Annotated in this window: 25 protein-coding genes and 1 other annotated feature; of the genes, 1 reads left to right on the top strand and 24 read right to left on the bottom strand. The window is 49.7% G+C overall.

Translation table 11 applies throughout. From position 1 onward, the window contains the following. Nucleotides 1-29 precede the first annotated feature (29 nt). The 8 genes from ACOZB4_RS13445 to lspA all read right to left on the bottom strand — a co-directional run bounded on the left by ACOZB4_RS13445 (nucleotide 30) and on the right by lspA (nucleotide 8,496). A complete protein-coding gene (locus ACOZB4_RS13445; RefSeq protein ID WP_076320658.1) occupies nucleotides 30-1,331 on the bottom strand; it encodes a dihydroorotase in 1,302 nt (433 codons plus the stop codon). Nucleotides 1,332-1,452: 121 nt separating this feature from the next. Next, the gene (locus tag ACOZB4_RS13440) at nucleotides 1,453-2,364 is read right to left on the bottom strand and encodes an aspartate carbamoyltransferase catalytic subunit (RefSeq protein WP_179090579.1); all 912 of its coding nucleotides are present in this window, start codon (nucleotides 2,362-2,364) and stop codon (nucleotides 1,453-1,455) included. Next, nucleotides 2,364-2,918, bottom strand: coding sequence for a bifunctional pyr operon transcriptional regulator/uracil phosphoribosyltransferase PyrR (gene pyrR, locus ACOZB4_RS13435; RefSeq protein WP_379406528.1), 555 nt, complete (start codon nucleotides 2,916-2,918; stop codon nucleotides 2,364-2,366). The genes ACOZB4_RS13440 and pyrR overlap by 1 nt, the downstream gene beginning before the upstream one ends. A gap of 318 nt (nucleotides 2,919-3,236) precedes the next feature. Further along, nucleotides 3,237-4,490 carry an LL-diaminopimelate aminotransferase gene (locus tag ACOZB4_RS13430; protein WP_379406529.1) on the bottom strand — a complete coding sequence of 418 codons (1,254 nt, stop codon included), beginning with the start codon at nucleotides 4,488-4,490 and terminating at the stop codon, nucleotides 3,237-3,239. 116 nt (nucleotides 4,491-4,606) lie between these two features. Continuing rightward, nucleotides 4,607-6,571: a ribosomal protection-like ABC-F family protein gene (gene abc-f, locus ACOZB4_RS13425; RefSeq protein ID WP_379406530.1), complete on the bottom strand. Its 1,965-nt coding sequence runs from the start codon at nucleotides 6,569-6,571 to the stop codon at nucleotides 4,607-4,609. 142 nt (nucleotides 6,572-6,713) lie between these two features. After that, nucleotides 6,714-6,857: a hypothetical protein gene (locus ACOZB4_RS13420; RefSeq protein WP_379406589.1), complete on the bottom strand. Its 144-nt coding sequence runs from the start codon at nucleotides 6,855-6,857 to the stop codon at nucleotides 6,714-6,716. Between the two features lie 167 nt (nucleotides 6,858-7,024). Further along, entirely contained in the window at nucleotides 7,025-7,981 is a 957-nt protein-coding gene (locus tag ACOZB4_RS13415) for an RluA family pseudouridine synthase (protein WP_422759551.1), read from the bottom strand. 14 nt (nucleotides 7,982-7,995) lie between these two features. Further along, on the bottom strand, nucleotides 7,996-8,496 hold the full coding sequence (gene lspA, locus ACOZB4_RS13410; RefSeq protein WP_379406532.1) for a signal peptidase II: 501 nt from the start codon (nucleotides 8,494-8,496) through the stop codon (nucleotides 7,996-7,998). A gap of 209 nt (nucleotides 8,497-8,705) precedes the next feature. Here lspA and ACOZB4_RS13405 point away from each other — a divergent pair, with 209 nt between their 5' ends. Continuing rightward, nucleotides 8,706-9,446 carry a TraR/DksA C4-type zinc finger protein gene (locus tag ACOZB4_RS13405; protein ID WP_076320651.1) on the top strand — a complete coding sequence of 247 codons (741 nt, stop codon included), beginning with the start codon at nucleotides 8,706-8,708 and terminating at the stop codon, nucleotides 9,444-9,446. A gap of 62 nt (nucleotides 9,447-9,508) precedes the next feature. Here the strand turns inward: ACOZB4_RS13405 and ACOZB4_RS13400 are convergent, their stop codons facing one another. The 16 genes from ACOZB4_RS13400 to murA form a co-directional block, all read right to left on the bottom strand. Continuing rightward, the gene (locus tag ACOZB4_RS13400) at nucleotides 9,509-9,856 is read right to left on the bottom strand and encodes a DUF5665 domain-containing protein (RefSeq protein WP_076320650.1); all 348 of its coding nucleotides are present in this window, start codon (nucleotides 9,854-9,856) and stop codon (nucleotides 9,509-9,511) included. 240 nt (nucleotides 9,857-10,096) lie between these two features. Then, the gene (ileS, locus tag ACOZB4_RS13395) at nucleotides 10,097-13,186 is read right to left on the bottom strand and encodes an isoleucine--tRNA ligase (protein WP_379406533.1); all 3,090 of its coding nucleotides are present in this window, start codon (nucleotides 13,184-13,186) and stop codon (nucleotides 10,097-10,099) included. A gap of 103 nt (nucleotides 13,187-13,289) precedes the next feature. Beyond that, nucleotides 13,290-13,570: a binding site (T-box leader), on the bottom strand. Nucleotides 13,571-13,635: 65 nt separating this feature from the next. After that, on the bottom strand, nucleotides 13,636-14,130 hold the full coding sequence (locus ACOZB4_RS13390) for a DivIVA domain-containing protein (RefSeq protein WP_076320648.1): 495 nt from the start codon (nucleotides 14,128-14,130) through the stop codon (nucleotides 13,636-13,638). A gap of 172 nt (nucleotides 14,131-14,302) precedes the next feature. Next, on the bottom strand, nucleotides 14,303-15,085 hold the full coding sequence (locus ACOZB4_RS13385) for an RNA-binding protein (RefSeq protein WP_422759549.1): 783 nt from the start codon (nucleotides 15,083-15,085) through the stop codon (nucleotides 14,303-14,305). A 15-nt stretch (nucleotides 15,086-15,100) separates the two neighbouring features. Further along, nucleotides 15,101-15,370, bottom strand: coding sequence for a YggT family protein (locus tag ACOZB4_RS13380; protein ID WP_076320646.1), 270 nt, complete (start codon nucleotides 15,368-15,370; stop codon nucleotides 15,101-15,103). Between the two features lie 8 nt (nucleotides 15,371-15,378). Beyond that, entirely contained in the window at nucleotides 15,379-15,825 is a 447-nt protein-coding gene (locus ACOZB4_RS13375) for a cell division protein SepF (protein ID WP_009589651.1), read from the bottom strand. 2 nt (nucleotides 15,826-15,827) lie between these two features. Further along, nucleotides 15,828-16,517 (bottom strand): YggS family pyridoxal phosphate-dependent enzyme, encoded by a 690-nt coding sequence (locus ACOZB4_RS13370; RefSeq protein WP_379406535.1) that lies wholly within the window; start codon nucleotides 16,515-16,517, stop codon nucleotides 15,828-15,830. Between the two features lie 8 nt (nucleotides 16,518-16,525). Continuing rightward, nucleotides 16,526-17,383 carry a peptidoglycan editing factor PgeF gene (gene pgeF / locus ACOZB4_RS13365; protein WP_379406536.1) on the bottom strand — a complete coding sequence of 286 codons (858 nt, stop codon included), beginning with the start codon at nucleotides 17,381-17,383 and terminating at the stop codon, nucleotides 16,526-16,528. A 69-nt stretch (nucleotides 17,384-17,452) separates the two neighbouring features. Continuing rightward, on the bottom strand, nucleotides 17,453-17,752 hold the full coding sequence (locus ACOZB4_RS13360; RefSeq protein WP_243390607.1) for a YlmC/YmxH family sporulation protein: 300 nt from the start codon (nucleotides 17,750-17,752) through the stop codon (nucleotides 17,453-17,455). Between the two features lie 196 nt (nucleotides 17,753-17,948). Further along, nucleotides 17,949-18,731, bottom strand: a complete 783-nt coding sequence (gene sigG / locus ACOZB4_RS13355) for an RNA polymerase sporulation sigma factor SigG (RefSeq protein ID WP_006209087.1) — start codon at nucleotides 18,729-18,731, stop codon at nucleotides 17,949-17,951. A 77-nt stretch (nucleotides 18,732-18,808) separates the two neighbouring features. Next, a complete protein-coding gene (gene sigE, locus ACOZB4_RS13350; RefSeq protein ID WP_071222992.1) occupies nucleotides 18,809-19,531 on the bottom strand; it encodes an RNA polymerase sporulation sigma factor SigE in 723 nt (240 codons plus the stop codon). Between the two features lie 170 nt (nucleotides 19,532-19,701). Next, the gene (gene spoIIGA / locus ACOZB4_RS13345; protein WP_379406587.1) at nucleotides 19,702-20,718 is read right to left on the bottom strand and encodes a sigma-E processing peptidase SpoIIGA; all 1,017 of its coding nucleotides are present in this window, start codon (nucleotides 20,716-20,718) and stop codon (nucleotides 19,702-19,704) included. 392 nt (nucleotides 20,719-21,110) lie between these two features. Next, entirely contained in the window at nucleotides 21,111-22,241 is a 1,131-nt protein-coding gene (gene ftsZ / locus ACOZB4_RS13340; protein WP_379406537.1) for a cell division protein FtsZ, read from the bottom strand. Between the two features lie 57 nt (nucleotides 22,242-22,298). Beyond that, nucleotides 22,299-23,582, bottom strand: a complete 1,284-nt coding sequence (gene ftsA, locus ACOZB4_RS13335; RefSeq protein ID WP_076320641.1) for a cell division protein FtsA — start codon at nucleotides 23,580-23,582, stop codon at nucleotides 22,299-22,301. A 215-nt stretch (nucleotides 23,583-23,797) separates the two neighbouring features. Continuing rightward, on the bottom strand, nucleotides 23,798-24,553 hold the full coding sequence (locus ACOZB4_RS13330) for a cell division protein FtsQ/DivIB (protein WP_339271948.1): 756 nt from the start codon (nucleotides 24,551-24,553) through the stop codon (nucleotides 23,798-23,800). A gap of 60 nt (nucleotides 24,554-24,613) precedes the next feature. Continuing rightward, the gene (gene murA, locus ACOZB4_RS13325) at nucleotides 24,614-25,897 is read right to left on the bottom strand and encodes a UDP-N-acetylglucosamine 1-carboxyvinyltransferase (protein ID WP_076320640.1); all 1,284 of its coding nucleotides are present in this window, start codon (nucleotides 25,895-25,897) and stop codon (nucleotides 24,614-24,616) included. Nucleotides 25,898-25,900 lie beyond the last annotated feature (3 nt).

Genomic DNA, 25,900 nt, shown 5'->3' with positions numbered 1-25,900 from the left:
ATTTTATAAGTCTTTTGCCTAAGTGTTACTTAAAATCCGTGCTGCTCCGACCATTTCACTTCGCCGTCCACCCAAGTCATCACAGGCCAACCTTTCAGCTTCCAGCCTGTAAATGGCGTGTTGCGGCCTTTCGTTGCGAACTCTTCCGGATTCACTTCTTTCTCTGCTTCGAGGTCAATCATGGTCAGATCTGCTGCTTTACCAGCTTCCAGCACACCCGTTGCAAGACCAAATACTCTTGCCGGGTCGCTGGTCATCCGCTTCACCAGCAAGCCAAGATCCCATTTGCCTGTAGCGACAAATTGGGTATAGAGCAGTGGGAATGCTGTTTCGAATCCTACAATACCGAATGGTGCAAGCTCCATGCCTTTCGCCTTCTCTTCCGCGCTGTGCGGCGCATGGTCCGTTACGATCATATCGAGCGTTCCATCCAGCAGACCTTCTATACAAGCCTCCACATCACGCGGGGTGCGCAGCGGCGGATTCATTTTCCAGTTGGCATCCAGACCGGGAATATCTTCGTCAGAGAGAACCAGATGATGCGGGCATACTTCGGCCGTTACCGAGATGCCTATTGCTTTAGCTTGGCGGATCAAGCGTACGGACTGCTCTGTGCTCACATGGCATACGTGGTAATGTACGCCGGTGGCTTCGGTAAGCAGAATGTCCCGTCCGACATGGATCGCTTCCGACTCATTGGGTATACCTTTCAGGCCGTGCTTTTGAGCGAACTTGCCTTCCGTCACGCAAGCCCCTTTTACCAGCGAGTCATCCTCACAATGAGCAATGACCGGCATGCCCAGCGCCTTCGCTTTGTTCATGGCATCTTTCATCATCTGTGCGTTCTGCACACCAACGCCGTCATCCGTAAACCCGATCGCACCCGCTGCCTTCAAGGCCTCAAAATCCGTCAGTTCGCGGCCCAGCTCGTTTTTGGTAATGGCTGCGTAAGGCAGCACCTTGGCCAGACCCGCTTCGCTAGCCTTATCCAGTACAAGCTTCACCGTTTCCGGCGAATCGGTCACTGGTCTTGTGTTCGGCATGCAGGCAATGGTTGTAAAGCCGCCTTTCACTGCCGAGCGGCTGCCGCTCTCGATCGTTTCCTTGTGCTCATAACCCGGCTCTCTCAAGTGCACATGCATATCGATGAATCCCGGTGTGACCAGTTTGCCCTCGGCATCGATTAGTTGAACGTTATCGTCCATTTCCGGCAAAGCTGCGATATCACTTGCAACCGACTGAATCAATCCGTCTGCAATGACGATATGTTTATCTTCGAGCTGTCCTCGTTCATTGATCACTTTGGCATTCTTTATCACTTGCATTTGCATCTTGATTCCCTCCGCAGCAGAAGCACCATTCGCTTCTTTGTATATTGTATAATAAAAATTCACTTTTGTGTATAAATATTAGCGCATATTCATTCTATACACCGTATATCACGTTTTCCAATCAGCCCATCGCCCGTTCCATAACCGCCATGCGAATGGGCACTCCGTTCGCCATCTGCTTGAATATCATCGATTTAGGACTTTCCACGACCGCATCGTCGATTTCAACATTGCGATTCACCGGTGCCGGGTGCATAATCATCGTGTGCTCTGACAGCTTGGCCGCCCGTTCTTCCGTCAAACCATACTGCTGCCGGTATTCCGCGCTGGATTTGAATGCACCTTCGCTATGGCGTTCCAGCTGAACCCTCAGCATCATCACCACATCTGCCTTTAGTGCCTTCTCCATTGATACATAGGGCGCATACTGAGCCAGCTCTGGAGCCTGCATCGTTTCCGGTGCGCAGAATTGCACATGGGCTCCGAACTTCTGCAGTGCCCACAGGTCCGAACGCGCAACCCGGCTATGCTTGATGTCTCCGATAATGGATACCGTCAATCCTTTAAGCTCTCCGAAGCTTTTCTTCATCGTATACAGATCGAGCAGCGCCTGGGTAGGATGCTCGTTGTTGCCATCACCCGCATTAACTAGCGGGATCGAGATCCGCTCCCCAAGCTCCTGAAGCACTCCGGAGGGTTTCAGCCGGATGACGCCAGCATCGATCCCCATGGATTCCAGTGTTCTTACGGTATCGTAGATGGACTCGCCCTTCTCGACGCTGGAGGCTGCCGCTGCAAAGTTCATGACCTCGGCGCCGAGTCTTTTCTCAGCCATTTCAAACGAAAATCTCGTTCTGGTGCTGTTCTCGAAGAACATATTAACCGCAAATTTCGATTTAAGTACCGGCACCACTTTCTCGGACTGTGCTTCCCAATATGACGCCCGACTCAGGATCGATCCAATCTCGTCCCTGCTAATATCCTTCAAACCTAAGAGGCTACGTTCTTTCAATGAAATGGCTGTTGTCATGATTATCGTTCCTCTCTTTGGCTAATGGTCACTTCGTCCTTGCCGTCGAATTCGGTTAATGCAACCGTAATCTCCTCATGTTTGGAGGTAGGAACGTTCTTACCGATATAATCCGGCCGGATGGGCAGTTCGCGATGTCCGCGATCTGCCAGAACCGCCAACTGTATCATTCTAGGCCGCCCGCAGTCCATCAGGGCATCCATCGCAGCCCGAATCGTCCGTCCGGTGTACAGCACGTCATCGAATAAAATGACTTTCTTGTCATGAATATTCAGGTGTTCCAGACTGCGCTTGGCTCCCCGTTCTGCAGTGGCTTCTTTACTTTCACGGTCATCGCGGTAGGAAGTCACGTCGATCTCTCCCCATGGAATCGGCGTACCTTCAATCTCACTCATTCGCTCAGCGATTCGCTGAGCCAGGAACACGCCGCGTGTGCGAATGCCGACCAGGACACAGTCCTCAATCCCTTTATTCTTTTCCAATATTTCATGGGCAATTCTCGTTAGTGCGCGGCGGATGGCCGTCTCGTCCATAATCACATGCTGTTCGTTGCTCATCCTTAAATCCTCCTTCTAAACGTTTAATTAGCCCTCTTTAGTTCAGACGATCCGTGAGTTCATTACACACAAAAAAACTCCTTGCCCGGCTGGACAAGGAGTTGATCTCATAGAGATAGTGTCGAAAGCGCAGCATCTATCCGCAGACAGAGCCATGCCTCCTGTTAATGAACCTCGGTTCACGTTACCTTGCCAGCCTCACGGGACTGATTTAAAGGTGCTATTCGATTGATCCCATTATGACAGACCCTACAGGAGATGTCAACAGCAATCATGTCGAGTAATGTCGTGTGCCAAGCGGAGTTTATATGGTGTTCATTAGAATTCAAATTCTACATCGCTAAGTCTTCTGCGAATTTCGGAAATGACGCGTTTCTCTTCTTCCTCGCCGTCAGCAATAAAGGTTACGGAGAAGCGTACGAAGTGTCCCGCATCATCCCATGGTACGGTGGAGATCAATTTCTCGCGAATCAGATATTGTGAGAAATCTTCGCCGGATTCAAAACGGCGTCCGCCTTTAACGCCTTTTGGAGCCTCAACGTAGAGGAAGAAGGAACCCTTCGGCTTCTCGGCCGTAAAACCAAGTCCGTTCAACACGTCTACCAGCATGTTGTGGCGACGGGAATACTTCTCAGCAATCTTCTCCGTAATTTGCGGATTGTCCAGACCGTATGCGGCAGCTTTTTGAATGGCTATGAATTGTCCGGAATCGTTGTTGTCCTTCACATCACCAAAGGCTTTAACCACTAGCGGGTTACCGGCGATGAAACCAATGCGCCATCCTGTCATGTTATAAGATTTGGACAGGGAGTGAAGCTCTACCCCAACATCTTTCGCGCCGGGGACGGAGAGAAAGCTGAGCGGCTTTAAGCCATCGTAAGTGAGCGCTGCATAAGGAGCGTCATGGACAACAACAACGCCATACTTGCGGGCCCACTCGACAACCTCGGTGAAAAACTCGGCCGTTGCGCTGGCACCCGTCGGGTTGTTCGGATAGTTCAGGTAGAGCAGTTTGGCGCGGCGCGCAATGTCCTCAGGGATCGAGTTGAGATCCGGCAGAAATCCATTCTCTTTTTTCAGCTCCACATTGTAAACTTCGCCGCCCAAGTACTCGGTATGCGTGCCGAGTACAGGATATCCGGGAACCGTCATGATGGTGATGTCCCCAGGATTAATGAAGCAGGACGGAAGCATGGCCAGTGCCGGCTTGGAACCGATGGAGTGCAGAACTTCTGTAGCGGCATCAATGCCTTCAACACCAAATACATTCTTCAAGTAGCGAACAGCCGCTTCCTTGAACTCCGGAATTCCGTTATCCGCATAACCGCGGTTTTCCCGCTTTGCCGCTTCTTCTGCCAGCTTCGCCACGATGCCTGCATCCGCCATCTCATCCGGCTCGCCAACTCCCATATCGATCAGCTCCGTGCCAGGGTGTTCCTGCTTCGCAGCTGCCTTCGCTCTTTTGATCTTCTCGAATTTATAAATGGCTGTATCTTTGCCATAATTAGCACCGCCGATCCGGTTGGCGAAGCTCTGTTGAATGTACGTTTCCTGATATTTATCCATACTCATGATTTGTATTCATCTCCTACTCAAGCTTTCATACTCATCCTAAATATGCAGGAAAATCACAACTGGAGCCATGCATTATATATCAAATGATTTGTACTTTTTCGGCTGGGCGGAGCTTAAGTCAGCTCCAGCCATTCCGCAAGGAGCTCGTCACGACTCGCGGATAGCGACTCCCGCTCGTTCCATCGCTGCTCGAGCAGCGACAGATCCGTATCCTCGTGTAAATCATCGCCTTCCGTCTCGAGCCAGTCGTCAAGCTGCCGGATGCGGAACTCTATACGAGCAATTTCCTCCTCCAACCATTTGGACCTTACGGCGGAAGAGCGATCCGCGTTTACGCGTTTGGAAAGCGGAGCAGGGCTATCCTTCGCTTGGGGCTGCTGCGCCACCTTCTGTTTGGTAATACCTTCACTCCCCGCTGATAGCTCCCTTCCTATCAATGCCGCTTCAAGCTGTTCTTTCTTAGCTCGGAAATCATCATAATTCCCATGATAGACAGTCAGCTTCCCTTGATTCAAATCCCACACTTTGCGAGACACTTGATTCACGAAATAACGGTCATGGGAAATGGCAAGAACGGTCCCCGCATAATCCTGCAGTGCGTCCTCCAATGCTTCACGGGAGGCAATATCCAGATGGTTCGTGGGTTCATCCAGAAGCAGCAGGTTCGGCTTCTGATGGATTAGCAGCGCGAGTCTCAATCGTGTCCATTCCCCTCCGGACAACTGCTCCACCGATCTGAACACGGCCGCACCATAGAACAGATACCTTGCCAATATTCCTCGAGCTTCTCCCTCTTCTACTCCAGCCTTCTCCCGGAAATATTGAAGCACCGTTTCCTTCGGATTGTCCGGTTCCTCCTGCTGAGCGAGGTAGCCTACATCGACACGCGAACCCCATTCAAGCGAACCGGAATCGGGCGTAAGCTCGCGCAACAGCACTTTGAATAGCGTTGTTTTCCCGCTACCGTTCGAGCCCATCAGCGCAATTTTCTCGCCAAATTCGATTAGACCGGATGCTCCCCTCAGCACCGACTGATTCCCATAAGAAACCTCAACTTGCTCAAAGTATGCCACGCGGCGACCGGAACGATCCTGAGGATTCAGTTCAAAATCAGCCTGTCTTCGTTCCAGCACGGGCCTCTTTACCCGCTCCATCCGCTCCAGCGCCCGCCTCATGGAAGCCGCGCGCTTGAAAAACTTCTCATTGCCGCCAATCCGGCCGAACTCTTCAAGCTGCTTGATGGATTCCTTCATCTTCTTGATTACTTTCTGCTGCTCCTGATAGTCTGCAAACTGCTGCAGCAAACGCTCTTCCTTATCTTTCATGAACGCGGTGTAGCCACCATAGGCAGTAAAAGCTTCGCCATCTTCAAGTTCAATCGTTTTGGACACGACCCGATCCAGAAAATATCGGTCGTGGGAGATTATGACGCAGGTTCCCGGATATTCGCGTAAGAATTCCTCCAGCCATTCCGTACGTGCCAAATCCAGATGGTTGGTCGGTTCATCAAGCAAGAGCAAATCCGGCTGTACGATCAGCTGCGATGCCAGCGCGACACGGGTTTGTTCTCCACCGGACAACGAGCCAAAGGTCAGTCCGTACTCGCTCTTGGGTATTTGCAGCCCGGTAGCGATTTTGTCGATGCTCGCTTCCAGCTCATAACCCCCCTCTGTTTCAAACCGCTCTTGAAGTGATGAGTATTTCCGCAGCACTCGATCGAGCAGTTCCGGATTTCCAGCGGTGTCCGGGTCACTCATTTTCTCCTCAAGCTCCGTCATTTCCGCTCGGTAATCCTTCAAGTGACTCAACCCCTGTGACAATACATCCAGCACCGTCCAGGTATCCATATGGCTCGGAATCTGCTCTAAATATCCGATTTTTGCCCCCTTCTTTATAGCCAGCTGCCCTTCGTTTGGCTGATCCAAACCGGCAAGCAGGCGCATCAGCGTCGACTTCCCGCTGCCGTTCCTTCCAATAAGCGCAACCTTCTCGCCTTCCTGTATTTCAAACGATATCTGGTCCAGTACCAGATGAGCACCGTGGTATTGCGTCATTTTCTGTACATTGATTATATTCATTCTAGGTTTCCTCCTGTATGCTGCGAACATTCAACCTGTTCGAAGAGCGTATAGATTAGGGAGAAGACCCGGACTGCAAACGCAAAAAGGGCCCACAGAGCAAGCTCCGCGGACCCTTCAAGAATTGTAAGCCTAAATAGGCTTAATCCGTGCAGGCAGGCAGGTGACTTCTCGCGATGGTACAAACCGTATTGGTAAAATTGGACAGACCTCTCCCGTTGTAGAGAAATGCATGAACAATGCCAGCCATAGCTAAAGGCAGCTGGCTAATACGGTTGTTAGCCATCTCGATATTCATCCTGCTCACCTCCTTCATCAAAAGTTATCGTCACTATAACATATCCCGGGATGAAATGGCAAGAAAAATAGCCCCACAAAGTGGAGCTTATGCTTCGATGCTTACTCCAAATACTTTGCGGTGACCCCAAAACATATAAATGCAAAAAGGAACCGCTAGCGGCCCCTTAGAATCGTCAAAAGTTCTTCCATATCATTCGGCATCGGCGCCGAATACTCCATATACTCACCACTCGAAGGATGGACAAAACCCAAAACGGCTGCGTGAAGGGCTTGGCCGTCCAATTTTATGCCCTTGCTCTTGCCGTATACGGGATCCCCCACGAGAGGATGGCCGATATACTTCATATGCACGCGGATTTGATGCGTACGCCCAGTCTCCAGCTTCAGCTCAAGAAGAGTGTAATCGCCGAAGCGTTCTATGACGGTAAAATGGGTTACCGCATGCTTGCTGTTCCGGTCCGTGACCGTATACAATTTACGATCATGTGCATCCCGCCCGATTGGCGCGTCAACGGTCCCTTGATCATGACTCATATTGCCATGAACCAAAGCCAGATAACGACGGTTCACGCTGTGATCCTTCAACTGAGCCGCAAGAGAAGCATGAGCTTTATCATTCTTCGCTGCCATAATAAGACCAGTTGTATCTTTATCAATCCGATGCACGATGCCAGGCCGGAGTTCACCGTTAATGCCTGACAAATCCTTGCAGTGAAACATTAATGCGTTCACAAGAGTGCCCGAGGAATGACCAGGAGCCGGATGAACAACCATCCCTCTTGGCTTGTTCACAACAATGACGTCTGCATCTTCAAACGCGATCTCAAGCGGGATGTCCTCCGGAATAATCTCTACTGCCGATGGCTCAGGAACCTTCAGCAGGATGCGGTCACCCTGACTCACTTTGTAATTAGACTTAACCGGACCTTCATTAACGATGACATGTCCATCGGTAATCCATAACTGCACCTGGGAGCGTGAAACTTTCTCACCGAGGTTCTCTGTTATGTATTTATCTATACGGGTTTTGGCAGATTCTGCATCCACCGTCCACTCATAGGTTTCGGATTCGTGCCCTGTTTCGCCTGTCCATTCCGTATCTGTATCCATACCGTCTTGCAACATTATTCATTCCCTTCTGTGCCAGAAACTTCACTTGTTGTCTGTATCTTCTCGCGTCTTCCTTCCAGAAGCGTATCCAATATGATCAATCCCACACCGATGACAATACAAGAATCGGCAATATTAAAAATCGGGAATGTGTAGCTGCCAAAATTAAATTGCAGGAAATCGACAACCTCTCCCATCACCAACCGATCGATGAAGTTCCCAAATGCCCCGCCAAGTACAAGCGCAAGAGCCGTAGGCAGCAGCTTACGTCCTTCTTTCGATACCTTCCGCAGGTACCAGACAATCCCGCCCACAACGATTAGCGTCACCACTATGAAGAACCATAATTGATCCTGCAGTATGCCAAACGCGGCTCCCCGGTTTCGGCTCGAGGTAATCAGGAAGAAGTCTCCGATCACAGGGATCTGTTCATAAAGCTCCAGCTTCGAGGCAATCAAGTACTTGGTTCCCTGATCGATAAGAAATAAAACAAATGCAATCAAATAATACACCACTTGTTTATGTCACTCCGTTCTTGTCTTCTCCAATCTTGCGATCACTTCGCTGATCGGTCAGTAACTCGTCTTATTGTAGCACAGCGGCTCAGAAACCGTCCATTCCTGTCCAGTGGCGAGAACATTTTCCGTCAGTAAAACCATCTCAATGGGTGCACTCTATACATATGAACCAGAAGGTCAACTTCGGACCATGAAAGGAGCCTGACATGTCGCATCTAACTCAGGAGCAACTCAATAATTTACAACAAAAGCTGATGGATCGAAAGGTTGAGCTTGAACGGCGCATGGTATATAACGATCAACATGGGCTGGGGGAATCGGAGCGAGATATGACCGGCGAGCTGTCCCATATTGATAATCACCCTGGGGACTTGGCAAGCGAGATGTTTGAAAGAGGAAAAGACCTCGCCCTTCAGGATAGGGTGGATCAGGAGCTGCAGCGAGTTATTTTTTCGCTTGAAGCGATTCATCACGGCCGTTACGGCGTGTGCCTTACCTGCGGCCAGCCGATTCCGTACGAGCGGTTGGAGGTTCTCCCGGATACGCAATATTGTATAAAAGACACGCCTCGTGAACGAGTCTCCCGTGATCGTCCGGTTGAGGAGGAAGTCCTTGCTCCCGCTTTTGGAAAATCCAGTATGGATGAGCACGAGTATGCTGCGTTTGACGGCGAGGACGCCTGGCAGATCGTCGAAAGCTGGGGTAGCTCCAATTCCCCTGCTCTGGCGGAAGGCAACGAAATTGACAGCTATAACGAGATGGATATCGAGAATGGCGATGATCAAGGCGGATTTGTTGAAGTGTATGAAAATTTCGTTGCAACCAATATCGATGGCTCCGAAGTGTTTATCGTTCGAAGTCCGCAATATGTCGATTACCTAAACCGGGGCGAAGGAAGTTACCTGCTGGATCCCCATGCCGACCCTGATGATGAATCTTTAAGTTAAATAAGTCTTTACGACCGGCAGCATAAAATTGGATGCAGTGCTGCCGGGCATTACATACAAACTCACGTTAGTTCAAGCTGACGCTGAACGATCCGAACAATATCCGCAATGTAGTCGCCGATAATTGGCAAGTTCAACGCGCCAAGCGCCTGCAGGACGTATATAATGGTCGCCGCAAAAAAGGTAAAGCCAATCGCGATTCCCACACCCCGGGCCGACCCGGCCAGCAGATTGGTCCATATCAATTTCCATGGGCGGTTCAGCAGCTGGGTGTATTCAGCGATTCGGGCCTTCTCCAGCTGCTCTGCAATGTCCGTGGTCATGCGGTGTATAGCGCTCAATTGGTCCTGCTCATCCTCCAACGGCTTTTTTTGTTCAGTTGACACCCCAGCATCCGGCTTCTCCGCCATGTCCACCGCCCCTTTGCCTAAACTAATCGACATCAAATAAATGAGATCAAGAGCAGCTCCATCACCATGTGTGCTCGCAGCCTGTTTATCATTACTTTTGATTTCGCTGATTATTATGCATCAATTGGAAGAATCCCATTCGTTCGTGAGAATCACCTATGGAAAACCGATACTTTTTTGAACACGAAAAAAACACTGCCCCTTGTAGATAAGGGCAGTGTTGTATAACCAATTTATTACTTATGAGATTTGGATGCCTATGGTTTTGCCACCAAGCTCAACCCGCTCCATGCCTTCGCTTTGTCCGAATTGCAATTCGTTAACCAGGACATTCTCGCGCAGCACATCTTCAAATGCAGTGATCGCAACTGTAAGCTCATCATCTGTATCCAGTGTCAGATTGACCCGCTTCTCGATCGGAAGGTCCAGCTTCTTCCGCGTATCCTGTACGGCACGCACGACTTCGCGAACCCAGCCTTCTTGCTCCAGCTCTGGCGTGATGTCCGTATTGAGCGCCACGGTTAAACCATAACCTGAAGCAGATGCGAAACCTTCCTTCGCCTTCTTCTCCACCAGCAGCTCTTCGGACGTGATCTGTAATTCTTCACCCTCCGGCGAAGTAACGTTCACACCGCCCGTATGCACCACCTTGCGGGTCTCGTCACTGCTCATGCCTTTCAGGAACCCTTGCAGGAAACCGATATTTTTACCGTATTTCTTGCCTGCGACCTTCAGGTTCATTTTCAGTGTAAAATCGACGAACCCACTATCGCTGGTCTCCACCTCAATCACTTTAACATTAATCTCATCCTTGATGATGTCTTGATAACCGGAGAGATCAAACTCACGATCCATCGACACAATCAGCTCAGACAGCGGCTGACGCGTTTTAATCCCTGTCTCGTTGCGGACGTTGCGCGCGAGCTCTACAATCTGTCTTGCCGTCTCCATGTCCTGCTCAAGCGCCTTGTCGATCAATGTTTCGTCGGCTTGCGGGAAGTCGGCCAGATGCACGCTTTCTCCTCCGCCCAAATTCACGAAAATGTCTTCAGACAGCATCGGCGTGAATGGGGCCATCAGCTTGGAGAGGGTCAGCAGCACATGTGTAAGCGTTCCATAAGCCGCCAGCTTATCTTCTCCGAGTCCGCTGCCCCAGAAACGGTCACGCGAACGGCGGATATACCAGTTGCTCAGCTCATCCACATAAGCTTCGATTGCTTTTGCCGCATTCAGGAAATCATTCACAGCCAATCCCTTGTCAACCACTTGAATCAAGCTGTTCAGGCGGGACAGAATCCAGCGGTCCAGCTTATGGTCCGATCCCTTGAAGTCATGTTCCTTCGGATCATAGCCGTCAATACCGGCATACAGCGTCAGGAATGCATGAGTATTGACCAGCGTATCCACAACCTTGGATTTGGCTTCGCCAACAATTCCTTTCGAGAAGCGTTTGCTGTTCCATGGCGCACTGTCAGCCAGCAGCGCCCAACGGAACGCATCCGTGCCGTACTCTTCGATGATTTCCCAAGGATCGATGACGTTGCCTTTGGATTTGGACATCTTCTGTCCGTTCTCATCAAGAATATGACCTGTGGCCATAACCGCTTTATAAGGCGCTTTACCCGTGAAGAGCGTTGATACGGCGAGCAAGCTGTAGAACCAGCCGCGCGTCTGGTCAATCCCTTCGCAGATCATATCGGCAGGATACTGCTGTTCGAATTTCTCCTTGTCCTCGAACGGATAATGGTATTGCGCATACGGCATCGATCCACTGTCAAACCATACGTCAATGACTTCCGAGGTCCGCTCCATCACGCCGCCTTCACAGTGAGGGCATTTCACTTTCACTTCATCCACATAAGGTTTATGCAGCTCCAGATCCTCCGCTACCTCACCTACCGCGTTGGCGCGAAGCTCCGCAATGCTGTGCGGCGAGAATTGTCCTTCACAAGAATCGCAGACCCATACATTGAGCGGCGTTCCCCAATAACGGTTCCGGCTGATGTTCCAATCGACCAGATCTTCAAGGAATTTGCCGAAGCGGCCGTCGCGCACATGGCCCGGATACCAGGTAACCTCATTGTTGTTCGCGATTAGTTGATCCTTAACCGCTGTCGTTTCGATAAACCAGCTCTCCATTGCATAATAGAGCAGCGGGGACTTACAGCGCCAGCAGAATGGATAGCTGTGCTCGTATTTCTCCTTGCTGTACAGCAGTCCTTTTTCAGACAATGCCTTCACAATGTCCAGATCGCAATCCTTGACAAAGCGTCCGGCAAAATCCGTCACTTCATCGGTGTAACGGCCTTGGCCGTTCACGACACTCACAAAGCTGATGCCATTCTCGCGGCACACGCGATAATCGTCTTCACCGTGTGCAGGCGCCATGTGTACAATCCCCGTACCGCTTGCATCGGTAACAAAGGATGCGCCGACGATGAGATTTACTTTCTCGGCTTGTACATACGGGAACGGAGGATCGTAAGTCTTGCCGACCAGTTCAGAACCTTTCAGCGTCGATAGAACGGTAAAGTCGCCCTTCATGACATCCTCTACCAGATTCTTAGCCACGATATAGATGCCATCCTCCTGCTCGACGCGAGCATAATCCATATCCGGATTAAGGGCCAGCGCTACGTGGGACGGAAGCGTCCAAGGCGTCGTCGTCCATGCCAGTACATACTCTCCGCTGTCATGCAGCTTAAACTTCGCCGTTGCACTAAGGTCTTTAACATCCTCATAACCCTGAGCCACTTCGTGGGAGCTGAGCGTGGTCTGACAGCAAGGGCAGTATGGGCTTACGCGGTGACCACGATACAGAAGGCCTTTATCATGAATCGTCGCCAAAATGTTCCATACGCTCTCGATATAGTTGTTCTCGAGCGTGATGTACGGATGATCCAGATCGGTCCAATAAGCGATCGCTTCAGTCAGCTCGCGCCATTTATGCTCATATTCAAATACGCTGGATTTACACTTTTTGATAAAAGCTTCAACGCCATAATTCTCGATCTCTTGCTTGCCGGAAATGCCAAGCTGCTTCTCTACGCCAAGCTCCACCGGAAGTCCGTGCGTATCCCAGCCCGCTTTCCGAACGACATGGAAGCCTCTCATCGTCTGATAACGGCCCACAAAATCCTTGATAACCCGGCCGAGCACATGACCGATATGGGGCGCGCCGTTTGCGGTTGGGGGACCTTCGTAGAATACATAGTTCGGCTTGCCGGCCCGCAGCTCGATTGATTTCTTGAACGTATTCTCCTCATTCCATTTGTTCAAGATGCGCAGTTCTCTTGCCCGCGCCTTCTCCTTGACGTCTACTTTGTTCATGCAGATCTTCCTTTCACTCTTTTTCGAGGTTGTTCAAAAAGTCCGATTTTGAACTCGCCCTTTTTCGTAAATGTTCTGTGAAAATAAAAAAAGGCCTCATCCCCCAAGGGACGAGAACCTGTTCTCGCGTTACCACCCTAATTTCGCTTAACCGACTTTTCGCTAAAAAGCCTGCGCAAGCGACACCTCAATGTCCATGCCTGTATGTAATAGGCAAGGTCCGATGTAACGTTCGGCTGACGGTTCAGCTTACGCACGCGGTTAAACGCTTCAGCTTCACTTCTCCGGGATGATCTTCTGCTTGGTCTGAACGCCGGGCTTTCAGCAACTGCCGGCTCTCTGAGGGACAGATCCTTCGCGTACTATTCCCATCAACGAATTCTTGTATAAATCAACAATATGTTATTAGTTATAGACTCTTTCGCGAGAAAAGTCAACTGGATACCCGCCTAGTATACCTCTTTAGGTTCAAGACTCGGTTCACGGTTCTCCAGCGTCTCCCAGCCTTCTTGTTTCAAAAGTTCCAGCTGCGCCTCAACCAAGGAACGGAAGCGGGTGCGGTAGATGGAAGCCTGCTTCTTCAGCTCTTCAACCTCAAGCGCGATTTTGCGGGATTTACCTAGCGCATCGTTAATGATCCGGTCCGCATTCTTCTCGGATTCCTTAATGATCAGCTGAGCTTCCTTCTTCGCGTTGTTCTTCAGCTCATCCGCCGCCTCCTGAGCGACAATGATGGTCTTAGACAAGGTTTCCTCAATATTCGAAAAATGATCCAGTCTTTCTTGCATCGTCATAAGCTGGTTACCCAACTCTTTGTTCTCCCGGATCACACTTTCATAATCCTTAATAATCTGATCCAAAAACTCGTTGACCTCGTCCTCATCATAACCCCGAATTCGACGGGCAAATTCCTTGTTATGTATATCAAGCGGCGTCAATGGCATGGTGTGCACCTCCTAAATATATGGGCCTTACAGGACGGTTCATCCGCTGTGTTAGCCAAACCACCCGTCCGTGAAGACAGTAGCGGTCATTTACGATTTATCGGTAAATCCATTGTAATTTTGAATGTTACTTTGTACTCATTCGACAAAAAAACGGCAATTCCTTCAAAGGTCAGGCATATTTCCCAACCTTGATACGGTACCGCCCTTTTTTCGTCAGGCTTCCTGTCTCCAAAACTTTAAACCGTCCAAATCCTTGGATGGAAACGACATCGCCTTCTTTTAAATTCGTTGAGGGATCCTCTTCCACTTTCCAGTTCACGCGGCATCGGCCAGCCTTGATCGGCACCACGATTTTCGTACGGCTGATGCGGTATGCATCACTGGCGATCCCGTCGAGTCTCATGGAAGATACCGTAATGTCCATCGTTTCAAAATTCGTGCGGACAACCTGAAGCTTGTCCAGCGGCAGCAGTTCCGTCATCACATGCACCCGGTGGACCTGGCTGAGATTCAGATGGAGGAACGCGCTAATGTCGTCGGCAACGACCGCATGGCAGCCGTCCGCGAGCACATGGATGTCACCGATCTTCGATCTTTTAATGCCAAGACCCAATATCGAACCCATATAATCGCCATGCTCCAGCTCCAGAAACTTCTGATCTCCGGAAGAGATGCTGAGCACCTTCATCTTGAAATCCTCGCCTTCAAGCGCTCGGTAATCCGGAGCGATCAACGCTCGCGAGCGTTCTGCATCAGCATGTCCACCATCAAACATAGCATGCACATCCGGATGACGATTAACAAGCGATTCCAGAATGAATCGCTGCCGAGGGTCCAGGAAATCCGTCAGTTTTGCTTCATGGTATTGTCCGGCATTGACAACCCACTCCCAAGCCCGGTCCACAAATTCCCGTTCATCCTTGTGAAAATGATCATAGATGTCCAGTCTCATCGCTGATTCACCTGCTTACAGGAAATATCCGAGAATAGCGTACACGCCGCGCTGTGCCAGTTGAAGCACAAACAGTGCGACGATCGGGGAAATATCGATCATACCCATGATCGGCGGAATGAAGCGGCGAAAAGGTGATAGATACGGCTCCACTAACTTGCCAAGCAGCTCACCGATAAAGCTTTCTCTCACGTTCGGAAGCCATGACATTAAAACGTAGACCAAGATCATATAAAAATAAATTTGGAACAGCGTTCCGACTATACTGTAAATTTCGTAGGTCAAAGCCTAAATCACCTCATTCTGTTATATTCATGCTCGTCCGCTAGAATCTCCGAGATTGAACCTTGGATCTCCACGGTGTCCGGCGTGCATAGGAAGATGTTCCCGCCCACCTTTGAAATTCCGCCGCTAAGCGCATACACGGTTCCGCTTAGAAAATCGATAATGCGCAGCGCTTGATCATTCCTCACACGCTGCAGATTGACCACAACGGTTCGGAAGGAGCGCAGATGATCTGCAATCTCCTGTGCTTCATCATATGAACGAGGCTCCACTAATACCACCTTAACGTTCTTCTGTGAATGAATGCTAACGATATTGCCGCTCTTTTGGTTCTTCCGATGATCAAACGGCGTTGCCTCCACCGGCTCTTCCTGCGAGGCCAGAACCTCGCGTTCCACAACTTCTTCTTCCTCTTGCAGTCCCAAGAAATTCATAAACCGGTTCATCACGCCCATCGTCAATCCTCCTCTTTCCCTACTAAAATCGAGCCGAGACGCACCCAGGTCGCCCCTTCCTCTATGGCTACTTCAAAGTCATTGGACATGCCCATGGACAATTCGGTCAATGGCTCCGCCGTAAGCGCCTGTGCATTCAGCTCATCTCTTAGTTGTCTTAAACCACGAAATACAGGACGCGTCTGCTCCGCCGACGATTCGTATGGAGCCATGGTCATGAGTCCGGTCACCTTTACGTGTGAAAGACTGTTGATTTCCTTCAAAAACTCGGCTGCTTGCTCAGGAGGCAAGCCATACTTGGATTCCTCACCCGAGATATTGACCTGCATAAAGGCGGATACCTGCAGATTCAGCGCAGCAGCCCTCTTCTCCAGCTCATGGGCCAAGGACAAGCGGTCGAGCGAATGAATATATTGAAATTTATCAATGACATCCCGGACCTTATTGGTCTGAAGATGGCCGATGAAATGCCATGTGCCGCGATCTCCAAGAGCTTCCCACTTCGCCTGGGCATCCTGCCAGCGATTCTCGCCAATATGCTGCAGACCCTGATCCAGTACCGAAGCTGTCATATCCAAGGAGACATATTTAGTAACCGCAATGATATTTACATCATTTCGGTCCCTGCCACTTCTTGCGCAAGCCTCCGTTATTCGCTGTTCCACTTGATCGATACGTTCCTTCAAACTCAAGGGACGACTCACCTCTTTCTCATCCCGATCCAACTCGCCATACGACCCGTCGTCCCTCCATCTTTACGATAGGAGAAGAACAGATCGTGATTGCAGCTTGTACACCATGATGTACATTCGATATGTTCCGCCAATATTCCTGCTTTAATCATAATGTGTCTGTTTATTTCTTTCAAGTTCAGCATGTATTTCCCGTGTCCCTTGTCGATATAAACAGCTGAATTTGTAACTTCCTCGGATATAAACTCCCCGATTCCAATATCACGGACACGATCCATGACCCGATCATCTACCTCGTAACAGCACTCGCCTATGGATGGACCAATCGCTGCGTGAATGTGCTGAGGCAAACTTCCGTATTCCACAGCCATCCTGTCGACCATATTCTCAGCGATGCTTCTCACGGTCCCCTTCCACCCGGCGTGTGCCAAACCAACAGCACCCGTAACCGAATCCCAGAAATACAGCGGCACGCAGTCCGCGTAGAAGGACGTCAATAAAACGCCGGGAACATTGGTTACAAGTCCATCCGTGTCTTGAAAAGCCGAGGCTCGGTCCAAGCTCCCTCTGCCCCTGTCCTTATCATGAACCACGCCAATCTGAACATCATGGACCTGTTCACCGCAAGTCCAGTCTTCCAGAGAAAAGCCAAGCGCCGCAGCGGTCCGTTTCCGGTTCTCTACAATGTCACCCGGCTCGTCTCCGACATGAAAGGCTAAATTCAAACTATCATAGGGGGCCTGGCTAACGCCGCCATGCCGGCCTGTAAAACCGGCCGTGAGTGCGGCGCTTCCCGATCCCCCACTCCATTTTTCGAGCACAAACAGACTCGGTGTCTGCTGATCTTGCCTAACAAACGGTTCCATGAGCATCCCACCTCTATGACCAGTGTAACAGAAAACCTACGCCGGAGACACATTAACCCATCTGTCTGTTTAGAAGGATCGCCGGTCCGGTCGTTCAAGGTATTCCACCGATTCCGGATCATCGGGCGTTCTTCGCAATTCCTCCATTTTGACAAGGACGACATCCGAGCCAATCTTGACGATATTCCGCCACGGAATGATCAGGTCGCTCCCTCCGCCGAACAGCCCCATGAATTTACCGTAACTAGGCACCACAATCGCTTCAATCCGGCCCTGCCTCAAGTCCAGCTCCAGATCGCTGATCTGTCCGAGCCGCTTGCCATCAATGATATTAATAACATCCTTCGTTTGAAAATCGGAAATTTTCATCTTTTTCCCCACCATTTGATTATCAGGTATCATGCACATCACACCTTAGATGTATTTGAAGGTTAGCCGTCCATCCGTTTTTATTCCATATCCCTCTGTTCAATATATGAGCCGATTGGGTAAAATAGCTTATTTAAAATTAAAAAAACGATCCCATGAACGGGATCGTTATCTGTTCGATTGATGGCTGGTCTTCTTACGTTTTGACGTGTTTCTGCATCTGCTTGATCGCTGACTTCTCCAGGCGAGACACTTGAGCTTGGGAGATGCCGATTTCATCCGCAACTTCCATCTGGGTCTTGCCTTCATAAAAGCGCATGGATAAAATCATTTTCTCGCGTTGTCCGAGCTTGTGCATCGCTTCCCGGAGGGCTATTTCCTCAATCCAGGACACATCTTTGTTCTTATCATCACTGATTTGATCCATCACATATATCGGATCGCCACCATCATGATAAATCGGCTCAAACAGCGAAACGGGATCCTGAATAGCATCAAGTGCAAAAACAACGTCTTCCTTGGGCACGTTCAGCGCTTCGGAAATTTCAAAAATCGTCGGTTCACGCGAGTTCGCATTTGTCAGCTGATCCCTGACCTGAAGCGCCTTGTAAGCAATATCACGCAGTGATCGGGAGACGCGAATCGGGTTATTGTCCCTTAAGTATCGACGTATTTCTCCAATAATCATCGGTACAGCATACGTGGAAAATTTAACATTTTGCGATAAATCAAAATTGTCAATGGCTTTCATCAATCCGATGCAGCCTACCTGAAACAGATCATCAACAAACTCTCCCCGATTGTTAAACCTTTGGATGACACTGAGCACCAGTCTCAGGTTGCCGTTCACCAGTTTTTCTCGAGCAGATCGTTCATTGTTCTGCTGCAGATTATGAAACAGTTCCCTCATTTCCACATTCGTCAGAACAGGCAGTTTTGACGTATCCACACCACAAATTTCAACTTTGTTTCGCGTCATGATGACTAACCTCCCAAGGAGAAACATTACTGTACATTATCTCCGAGGGGGGCTATTTTATTCCTTACGATTTCCAGTTACACCATCTTGTTGAATTCTTTGCGGAGCCTCTTTATAATTCTCTTCTCCAATCGGGAAATGTAGGATTGTGAGATTCCAAGCAGATCTGCCACATCTTTTTGCGTCTTTTCCTCGCCGTCCTGAAGGCCAAAACGAAGCTCCATAATCATGCGTTCCCGGTCGCTTAATTTATCGAGTGCTTTTTGCAGCAGCTTCCGGTCGACCTGCTCCTCGATATTACGGTAAATGGTGTCATTCTCGGTACCCAATACGTCGGACAGGAGCAATTCATTGCCGTCCCAATCGATATTCAGCGGTTCGTCAAAAGAAACCTCGCTGCGGGTTTTGTTATTCCGGCGCAAATACATCAAAATTTCGTTCTCAATGCAGCGCGAGGCGTATGTAGCCAATTTGATTTTTTTCTCCGGGTCAAACGTATTCACCGCTTTAATCAAACCGATGGCACCAATCGATACCAAATCCTCGATGTTAATGCCGGTGTTCTCGAACTTGCGGGCAATGTAAACAACCAGACGCAGGTTACGTTCGATAAGCATGGCACGGGTGGCCGCATCGCCTGTAGGCAGCTTCTTGAGCAAGAACTCCTCTTCCTCTTTTGTAAGCGGCGGCGGGAGCGCCTCGCTTCCTCCGATATAGTAGATTTCCTGACTCTTCAGGCCTAGCAAAAAAAGTACGCGATAATACTGCAGCTGCAATGCTAATCTCCATTTAACGGGCATCTCTTATCCTCCTAAACGTTTTCCCGTAGGGATAACTGACTTCATAGCGTAATTTTCATTCTTCTAGTTCGGCATCCATTGGAAATGTCATAAGGGTTTTCAAAGACTTATCCATGCGGTTCGCTGCAAGGACGGCAGCATGCAAGCACTATGAAAATGGCTTCACGTTCTCATCCTGCATACTCGGCTTCACCTGATTCCGGACCGGTTCCTCCATTGAGCGATGAAGCGCCCATTTCGGTAGAATGTCCATTCATCTTCGGGGTACCTTCTCCTTCCGTCAACGCCGGATGTATGATGGCCCTGTATGCCCTGTCACCCGAGAGCGTCCCGCTATCAAGACCAATCAACACCTTGGATGCCGAATATTCAAATCCTCCTAGTTCGATCCGTACCATGTCGGGCTTTAGCGCGAGCATGAAGGCAGCCCCCCGGTTAACACCGCGATACGGAACAAGCCGCAGACGGTCTTGCCATTCAAATTCCTCTGCCGCCAGCCCCATGATTAATTTGTCCGGTTCCCCCTCCATCAACTGTTTACTCCATCCCTGGGGCAGGTGAGCTTCCCACAGTGCTGCTTCCATCACCATAACCGGCGTACGCGTTAAGGGATCACTCAATTGGTTACCTGTATCCAGAAGCCCCACACAGCATATTTTGGTGCTGCCGATCCATACGGACACCTCTCCCAATAAGGCTTCCCGGTTCTCGGTTTTACGTTTCGTGGTCTGAACGGCTTTAAACGCGAATACAACTACAAAAAAGGTAATGCACGCAAACCAGAATCCCACCTTCAATTCAAACGATAGCCCTCCCGACGTCGTATACCATATCCCGCTGAACAGTTCTCCCGAATTTTGGACCAAGTAATGAACACCGATAATGCCTCCGGCCGCGGCAAAATTCACCATATAAAATGCTCCCAAATTCCGCAGATAACTCTGTAAACTTGCAAAGCCGAAAGCTATCCATAACATGATCAACGAAAGTCCAAATTTGATGAGAAAGGTAAACAAAAATGACAGCTGCGGGACAAACATCATGACGACATACAGTGCGCCTACCACAGAGGATAATGCAAGTCTCCACCACCTTGGCCGAACCCTGCGCATCCAGGCGGTCAAAGCCAGCAAAATGCCGTCAATGACGAGGTTTGCCAAAAATATGAGATCAATATAAACAACCAGGTTGTTCACCTGCCTAGTCGAAGAATCACTTCGGTTATCCTTCTGTTGTTTGCTGGGCAATGGGAGATGTTACTAGTATAAGAAGAATAGAATTCAAAGTCTGTCTAAACCTGTGGGCGGTTTATAGACTTTTTTTGTCGATGAAGGGCAGTTTTTAAAAGACCCGAACCAAGAGCAGCCACTTGGCGTTATCAGTAATCTCTATCTTGGAAGGAAAGCTTGGGGAATATCCTTAAATTCTACGGTATTTACCCATTGGCGGGTTCTTATTCGTGAAAGTGTGACAGCATTAGCTGTATGATCCTACAAATGAAACAAAAGGAAGAGAACGAGGTTTGAATACAAAAATAAGCCTGTCTTCATCATGATGACGAAGCCCAGGCTTATTTATATTAATCATTATTGCGGGAACGATTGCGAAGGAAAGTGGGAATATCAAGCTGATCATTGCTGTTCTGGTTGCCAAATGGCTTCAGATTCACATTACTCTTGTCCGTTGCTGACTGCTTTTGTTGTTGCTGCTGTTCCTCTTGAGGCACAGGACGACGTCCAGGAGGGATTGGAGCAGGCTTGCCTTCAAAGCCGGTAGCGATAACCGTTACTTTGATTTCATCCTTCATGTTTTCCTCAATAATCGCACCGAAGATCATGTTCACTTCCGGATCGGAAGCTGAAGTTACGATCTCGGCCGCTTCATTTACTTCATACAAGGAGAGATTGGTTCCTCCCGTAATGTTCATGATCACACCACGCGCACCTTCGATAGAGGTTTCCAGCAGTGGGCTCATGATCGCCTTGCGGGCAGCTTCAGAAGCACGGTTCTCACCGGTAGCTTCTCCAATACCCATAAGAGCTGAGCCACGTTCTGTCATGATCGTTTTCACGTCGGCAAAGTCAAGGTTGATCAGACCCGGCACTTGGATCAGATCAGAAATGCCCTGAACGGCCTGGCGCAATACGTTATCAGCTTCTCGGAACGCTTCCAGCATCGGTGTCTTCTTATCCACGATCTCCAGCAGGCGATCATTCGGAATGACGATGAGTGTATCCACTTTCTCTTTCAATGCTTCAATGCCAAGCTCCGCTTGGGAAGCACGCTTGCGGCCTTCGAAGGTAAACGGTCGAGTCACCACGCCTACGGTCAGTGCGCCGCATTCCTTTGCGATTTCAGCAATGACAGGTGCAGCACCCGTTCCGGTTCCGCCACCCATACCGGCCGTAACGAATACCATATCGGCACCCTTCAGGGTGTTCATGATCAAATCGCGGGATTCTTCCGCAGCCTTCTTGCCTACGTCAGGATTGGCGCCGGCACCAAGACCGCGAGTCAGCTTATCCCCGATTTGCAGTTTATGTTCTGATTTGGCAAGGTGGAGTGCCTGAGCATCCGTATTGACTGTAATAAATTCAACACCCTGCACACCATTCTCAATCATTCGGTTAACGGCGTTGCTTCCGCCGCCACCTACTCCGATTACTTTTATTTGAGCTAAGCTCTCCATTTCAAAATCAAATTCCAACATCTAATCCATCTCCCCCTCAATGTGCGTGGATGGCACGTCCACAGTCGAATGAATCCGCTATATAAACTCGCTGAACATCTTTTTCAAGCGTTCAATAAATCCCGGCTTCTGGCTGGTCTCCTGAGTTGCTGCGACAGGATTTTGCTGCTTAGCGCGGTTCACCGGTTTCTTGCTATTTCCGCTGCTGTTGTTGCTTCCTCCTGTATTGCGTACACGTACATTCCGGATTGCATTATGGAGGATGCCGACTCCGCTGCAGTATCCCGGATCACGAACACCGATGAAATCGGGAACCGCAATCCGTACGGAAGTCGCCAGCTCATTTTGTGCCACCTGCAGCACACCAGGCATGGACATAGTGCCCCCAGTAAGTATATAACCACCAGGAAGCTCACTGTAACCCAAGCGCTTAATTTCTTGGCGCACCAATTGGAAAATTTCCTGAACGCGAGGTTCTATGATAGCTGCCAGATCTTCTTGGGTGAACTCCTTGTCCACATTGCTTCCAATTCTCGTTACTTTAAACGTTACTTCGTGTGCGGCACTCTCGATCAGCGCGCATCCGTACTTCAGCTTAACCTTCTCTGCTTGATCCGTTAGCGTTCGCAGGCCATAAGCGATATCATTCGTAACGAAATCTCCACCAACCGGGAGCGTCGAAGTTGCGGCAATACTGCCTCCCTCGAACACAGCCAACGTGGTTGAGCCCGCCCCGACGTCAACCAGCACCGAACCCATCGTTTTCTCGTCCTTGGACAAGGATAGCTGTCCGGCACCAAGCGGAATCAGCACCAGATCCTTTACTTTCAGGCCTGATTTCTCCACACAACGTAACAGGTTATGTATTGCCGTTTTGGCGCCAGTAATAATCGTCGCTTCAACTTCCAGTCTTACGCCGATCATTCCTCGCGGATCAGAGATTCCTTCCAAACCGTCAACTACAAACTGTTTAGCAACCACATCGATAATTTCACGATCCGGAGGAAGCGCCACGACTTCCGCTGCTTTCAGCACGCGGTCGATGTCCTCTTCACCAATTTCGCGATCCTCGTTCGATACTGCCACAACTCCATGGCTGGATTGAAGTCCGATATGATTTCCAGAAATGCCGACATATACTTCGGATATTTGAATACCGACCATACGCTCCGCATGATCAACAGCGCTGCGAATGGATTGTACGGTCTGGTCGATATCTACAATTGCACCTTTGCGAATTCCCTCCGAGTCGGCAGATCCAACTCCAATAATATTAAAGGTTCCATTATTAACTTCCCCAATAATAGCACGAACTTTGGATGTACCGATGTCCAAACTAACAATGATGTCATTGTTGCTCAAGCCCTGGCACCTCCTGTTTTTAGCAAATTAATTTTGATAATAAAGAATACATTTCTACTTATTCAACACTCGCAGGTCTTTCCCTCTTTTTTCAACATTTTTTTTACTGCCAACATTTGCTATAACAGGCCGTAAAAGTCATTCAAAAAAGAAGAGCCGAAACAAGTTGTCAATACATTCAATTGTACCATTTATTCCAATCCCTGAGTAGGGGGTTATTGCCCTTCTTCCGCGTCTTCTCCAACTTCTTCTACAAACGGCACATAAGAGTCCGCTTCCAGCATCGTAATCATACCCGGCCGCTCCATTTCGGTCACCTGGTTCAGGTACTCTACTTTGTCACGGAGCAAGGAAACCGAAGTGATGACTTCGAACTTGGAACGTGTATACATCTTGATCCGATCCGGAAAAGATAACGTCGGAGACGGCATGATTTCCGAGATATCGGAGGTCAGGCTGCCCGAAATCTCCGCAAGCACCTCGCTAAGCTCGGCCTTGTTGGGATCGTCCGGAGCCCAATTGGTCAAAATCGGCTTCTCAACGGCAATACCGCTCGCTGTAACAGGAACTGAGGTGCCGCTGGCCAATATGGCTTGAAGTTCCCCGCTTTCGGACAACTCGTAGGCCACCGTAGGATGCTCCGTCACCACGATGCTGACTTCGCCCGGAAAGCTCTTGACCACTTCAGCCGACTTAATCGTTCCCAGCTTCATCAGGCGTTCCTGCACATCTTTCGGCTCAACGCCAAAGTACTGGTCTCCGATGTGGAGTCCGCTTTGCTTGATAAGCTGCTCATTTGTATTAAACGTATTGCCTGTAAAATGAATCTCGGTAACTTGGCTGACTGACGACCGGAAAAATAGAATCGTCAACAGGGCTACGAATAGCAGCAAAAGTATCCCTATGATTTTTTTGGCTGTTTTCGGTTTGGGCTTGTCCTGCTTAAGGACAGGCATATGTGTCTTGGACATATCCACTCTCTCCATAAAGACCTGTTATCCCCTCCTTTTCCGGAGGGGAAGCACAGGACCTCAATTGGCTAAATCAAGCGGTTTTGGCACCGGAGATTGACGATAGATCCGAGCGCCTAAACCTTGGAACATGTTTTCAATACGATCATAACCGCGATCAATATGGTGAACTTGCTCCACCACGGTTGTTCCCTGCGCGGCCAAACCGGCGATGACGAGCGCCGCTCCAGCCCGAAGATCGGTTGCCTCCACCGTAGCTCCATAAATTCTCTGAACACCGCGTATAAATGCATAGTTCAGATCCGTGGAAATGTCCGCCCCCATACGGGAGAGTTCCTCCACATGCTTGAACCGTCCTTCGAATACCGTCTCTTTCATTACGCTAAATCCGTCCGCCAAGGACAGCAAGACCATGACCTGGGATTGCAAATCAGTCGGGAACGAAGGATACGGTGAAGTCACAATACGTTCCACCGCTTTAGGTCGGCTCATACAGCTTATGTTTATTATATCATTGCATATACTGGTTTGAACACCGGCGCGCTTTAGCACATGTATAAGGGAAGTTAAATGAGATGGATTGGTCTTTGTAAGCGTTACACTACCGCGGGTGACGGCCGCTGCGATCATGACGGTGCCGGCTACGATCCGGTCCGGTATGATCTCGTACTCGCAAGGCTCCAGACGCTCCACGCCATGGATCGTGATGGTATCCGTTCCTGCGCCGATAATGTTCGCTCCCATCTTGTTCAGGAAATGCTGAAGGTCCTGAATTTCAGGCTCTCTGGCGGCATTGGTGAGCACCGTTGTGCCAAACGCCGTTGCTGCTGCCATCATGATATTCTCCGTTGCCCCTACGCTGGCAAAATCCAGATGAATATCAGTCCCGACCAACCGGCTTGCCCTGCAATGGATCTTATCGTTACTCTCCTCGATTTCCGCACCAAGCGCCTGCAATCCCTGAAGATGGAGGTCGATCTTACGTTCTCCGATCGCGCAGCCTCCGGGCTGATAGATCGTCACTTCACCAAAACGGGCCAGCAGAGGTCCCATCAAAAAGATGGAGGATCGCATCTGCTTCATTAAATCTTCCGGGACATGAAACGAATTGGCAGACGAGGTATCCACGGTAACCGTCTCCAGCTCATGCTTGCATTTGGAGCCAAGACGGCTGAGAATGCTGAGCATCACTTCAATATCCAGCAGATGCGGGACATTGCTTAATCTTACCGTTCCTTCTGCCAGAAGACTTGCCGCTAGAATAGGTAAAGCTGCATTTTTTGCGCCATGGATACGAATGGTTCCTGATAGGGGCCTTCCACCCTCAATCACCAATTTGTCCAATGT

Origin of the sequence: Paenibacillus sp. NPDC058898, from assembly GCF_049316025.1 — a bacterium.
Lineage (GTDB): Bacteria > Bacillota > Bacilli > Paenibacillales > Paenibacillaceae > Paenibacillus_AQ.
This window is presented reverse-complemented; position numbering and strand designations above follow the sequence as displayed.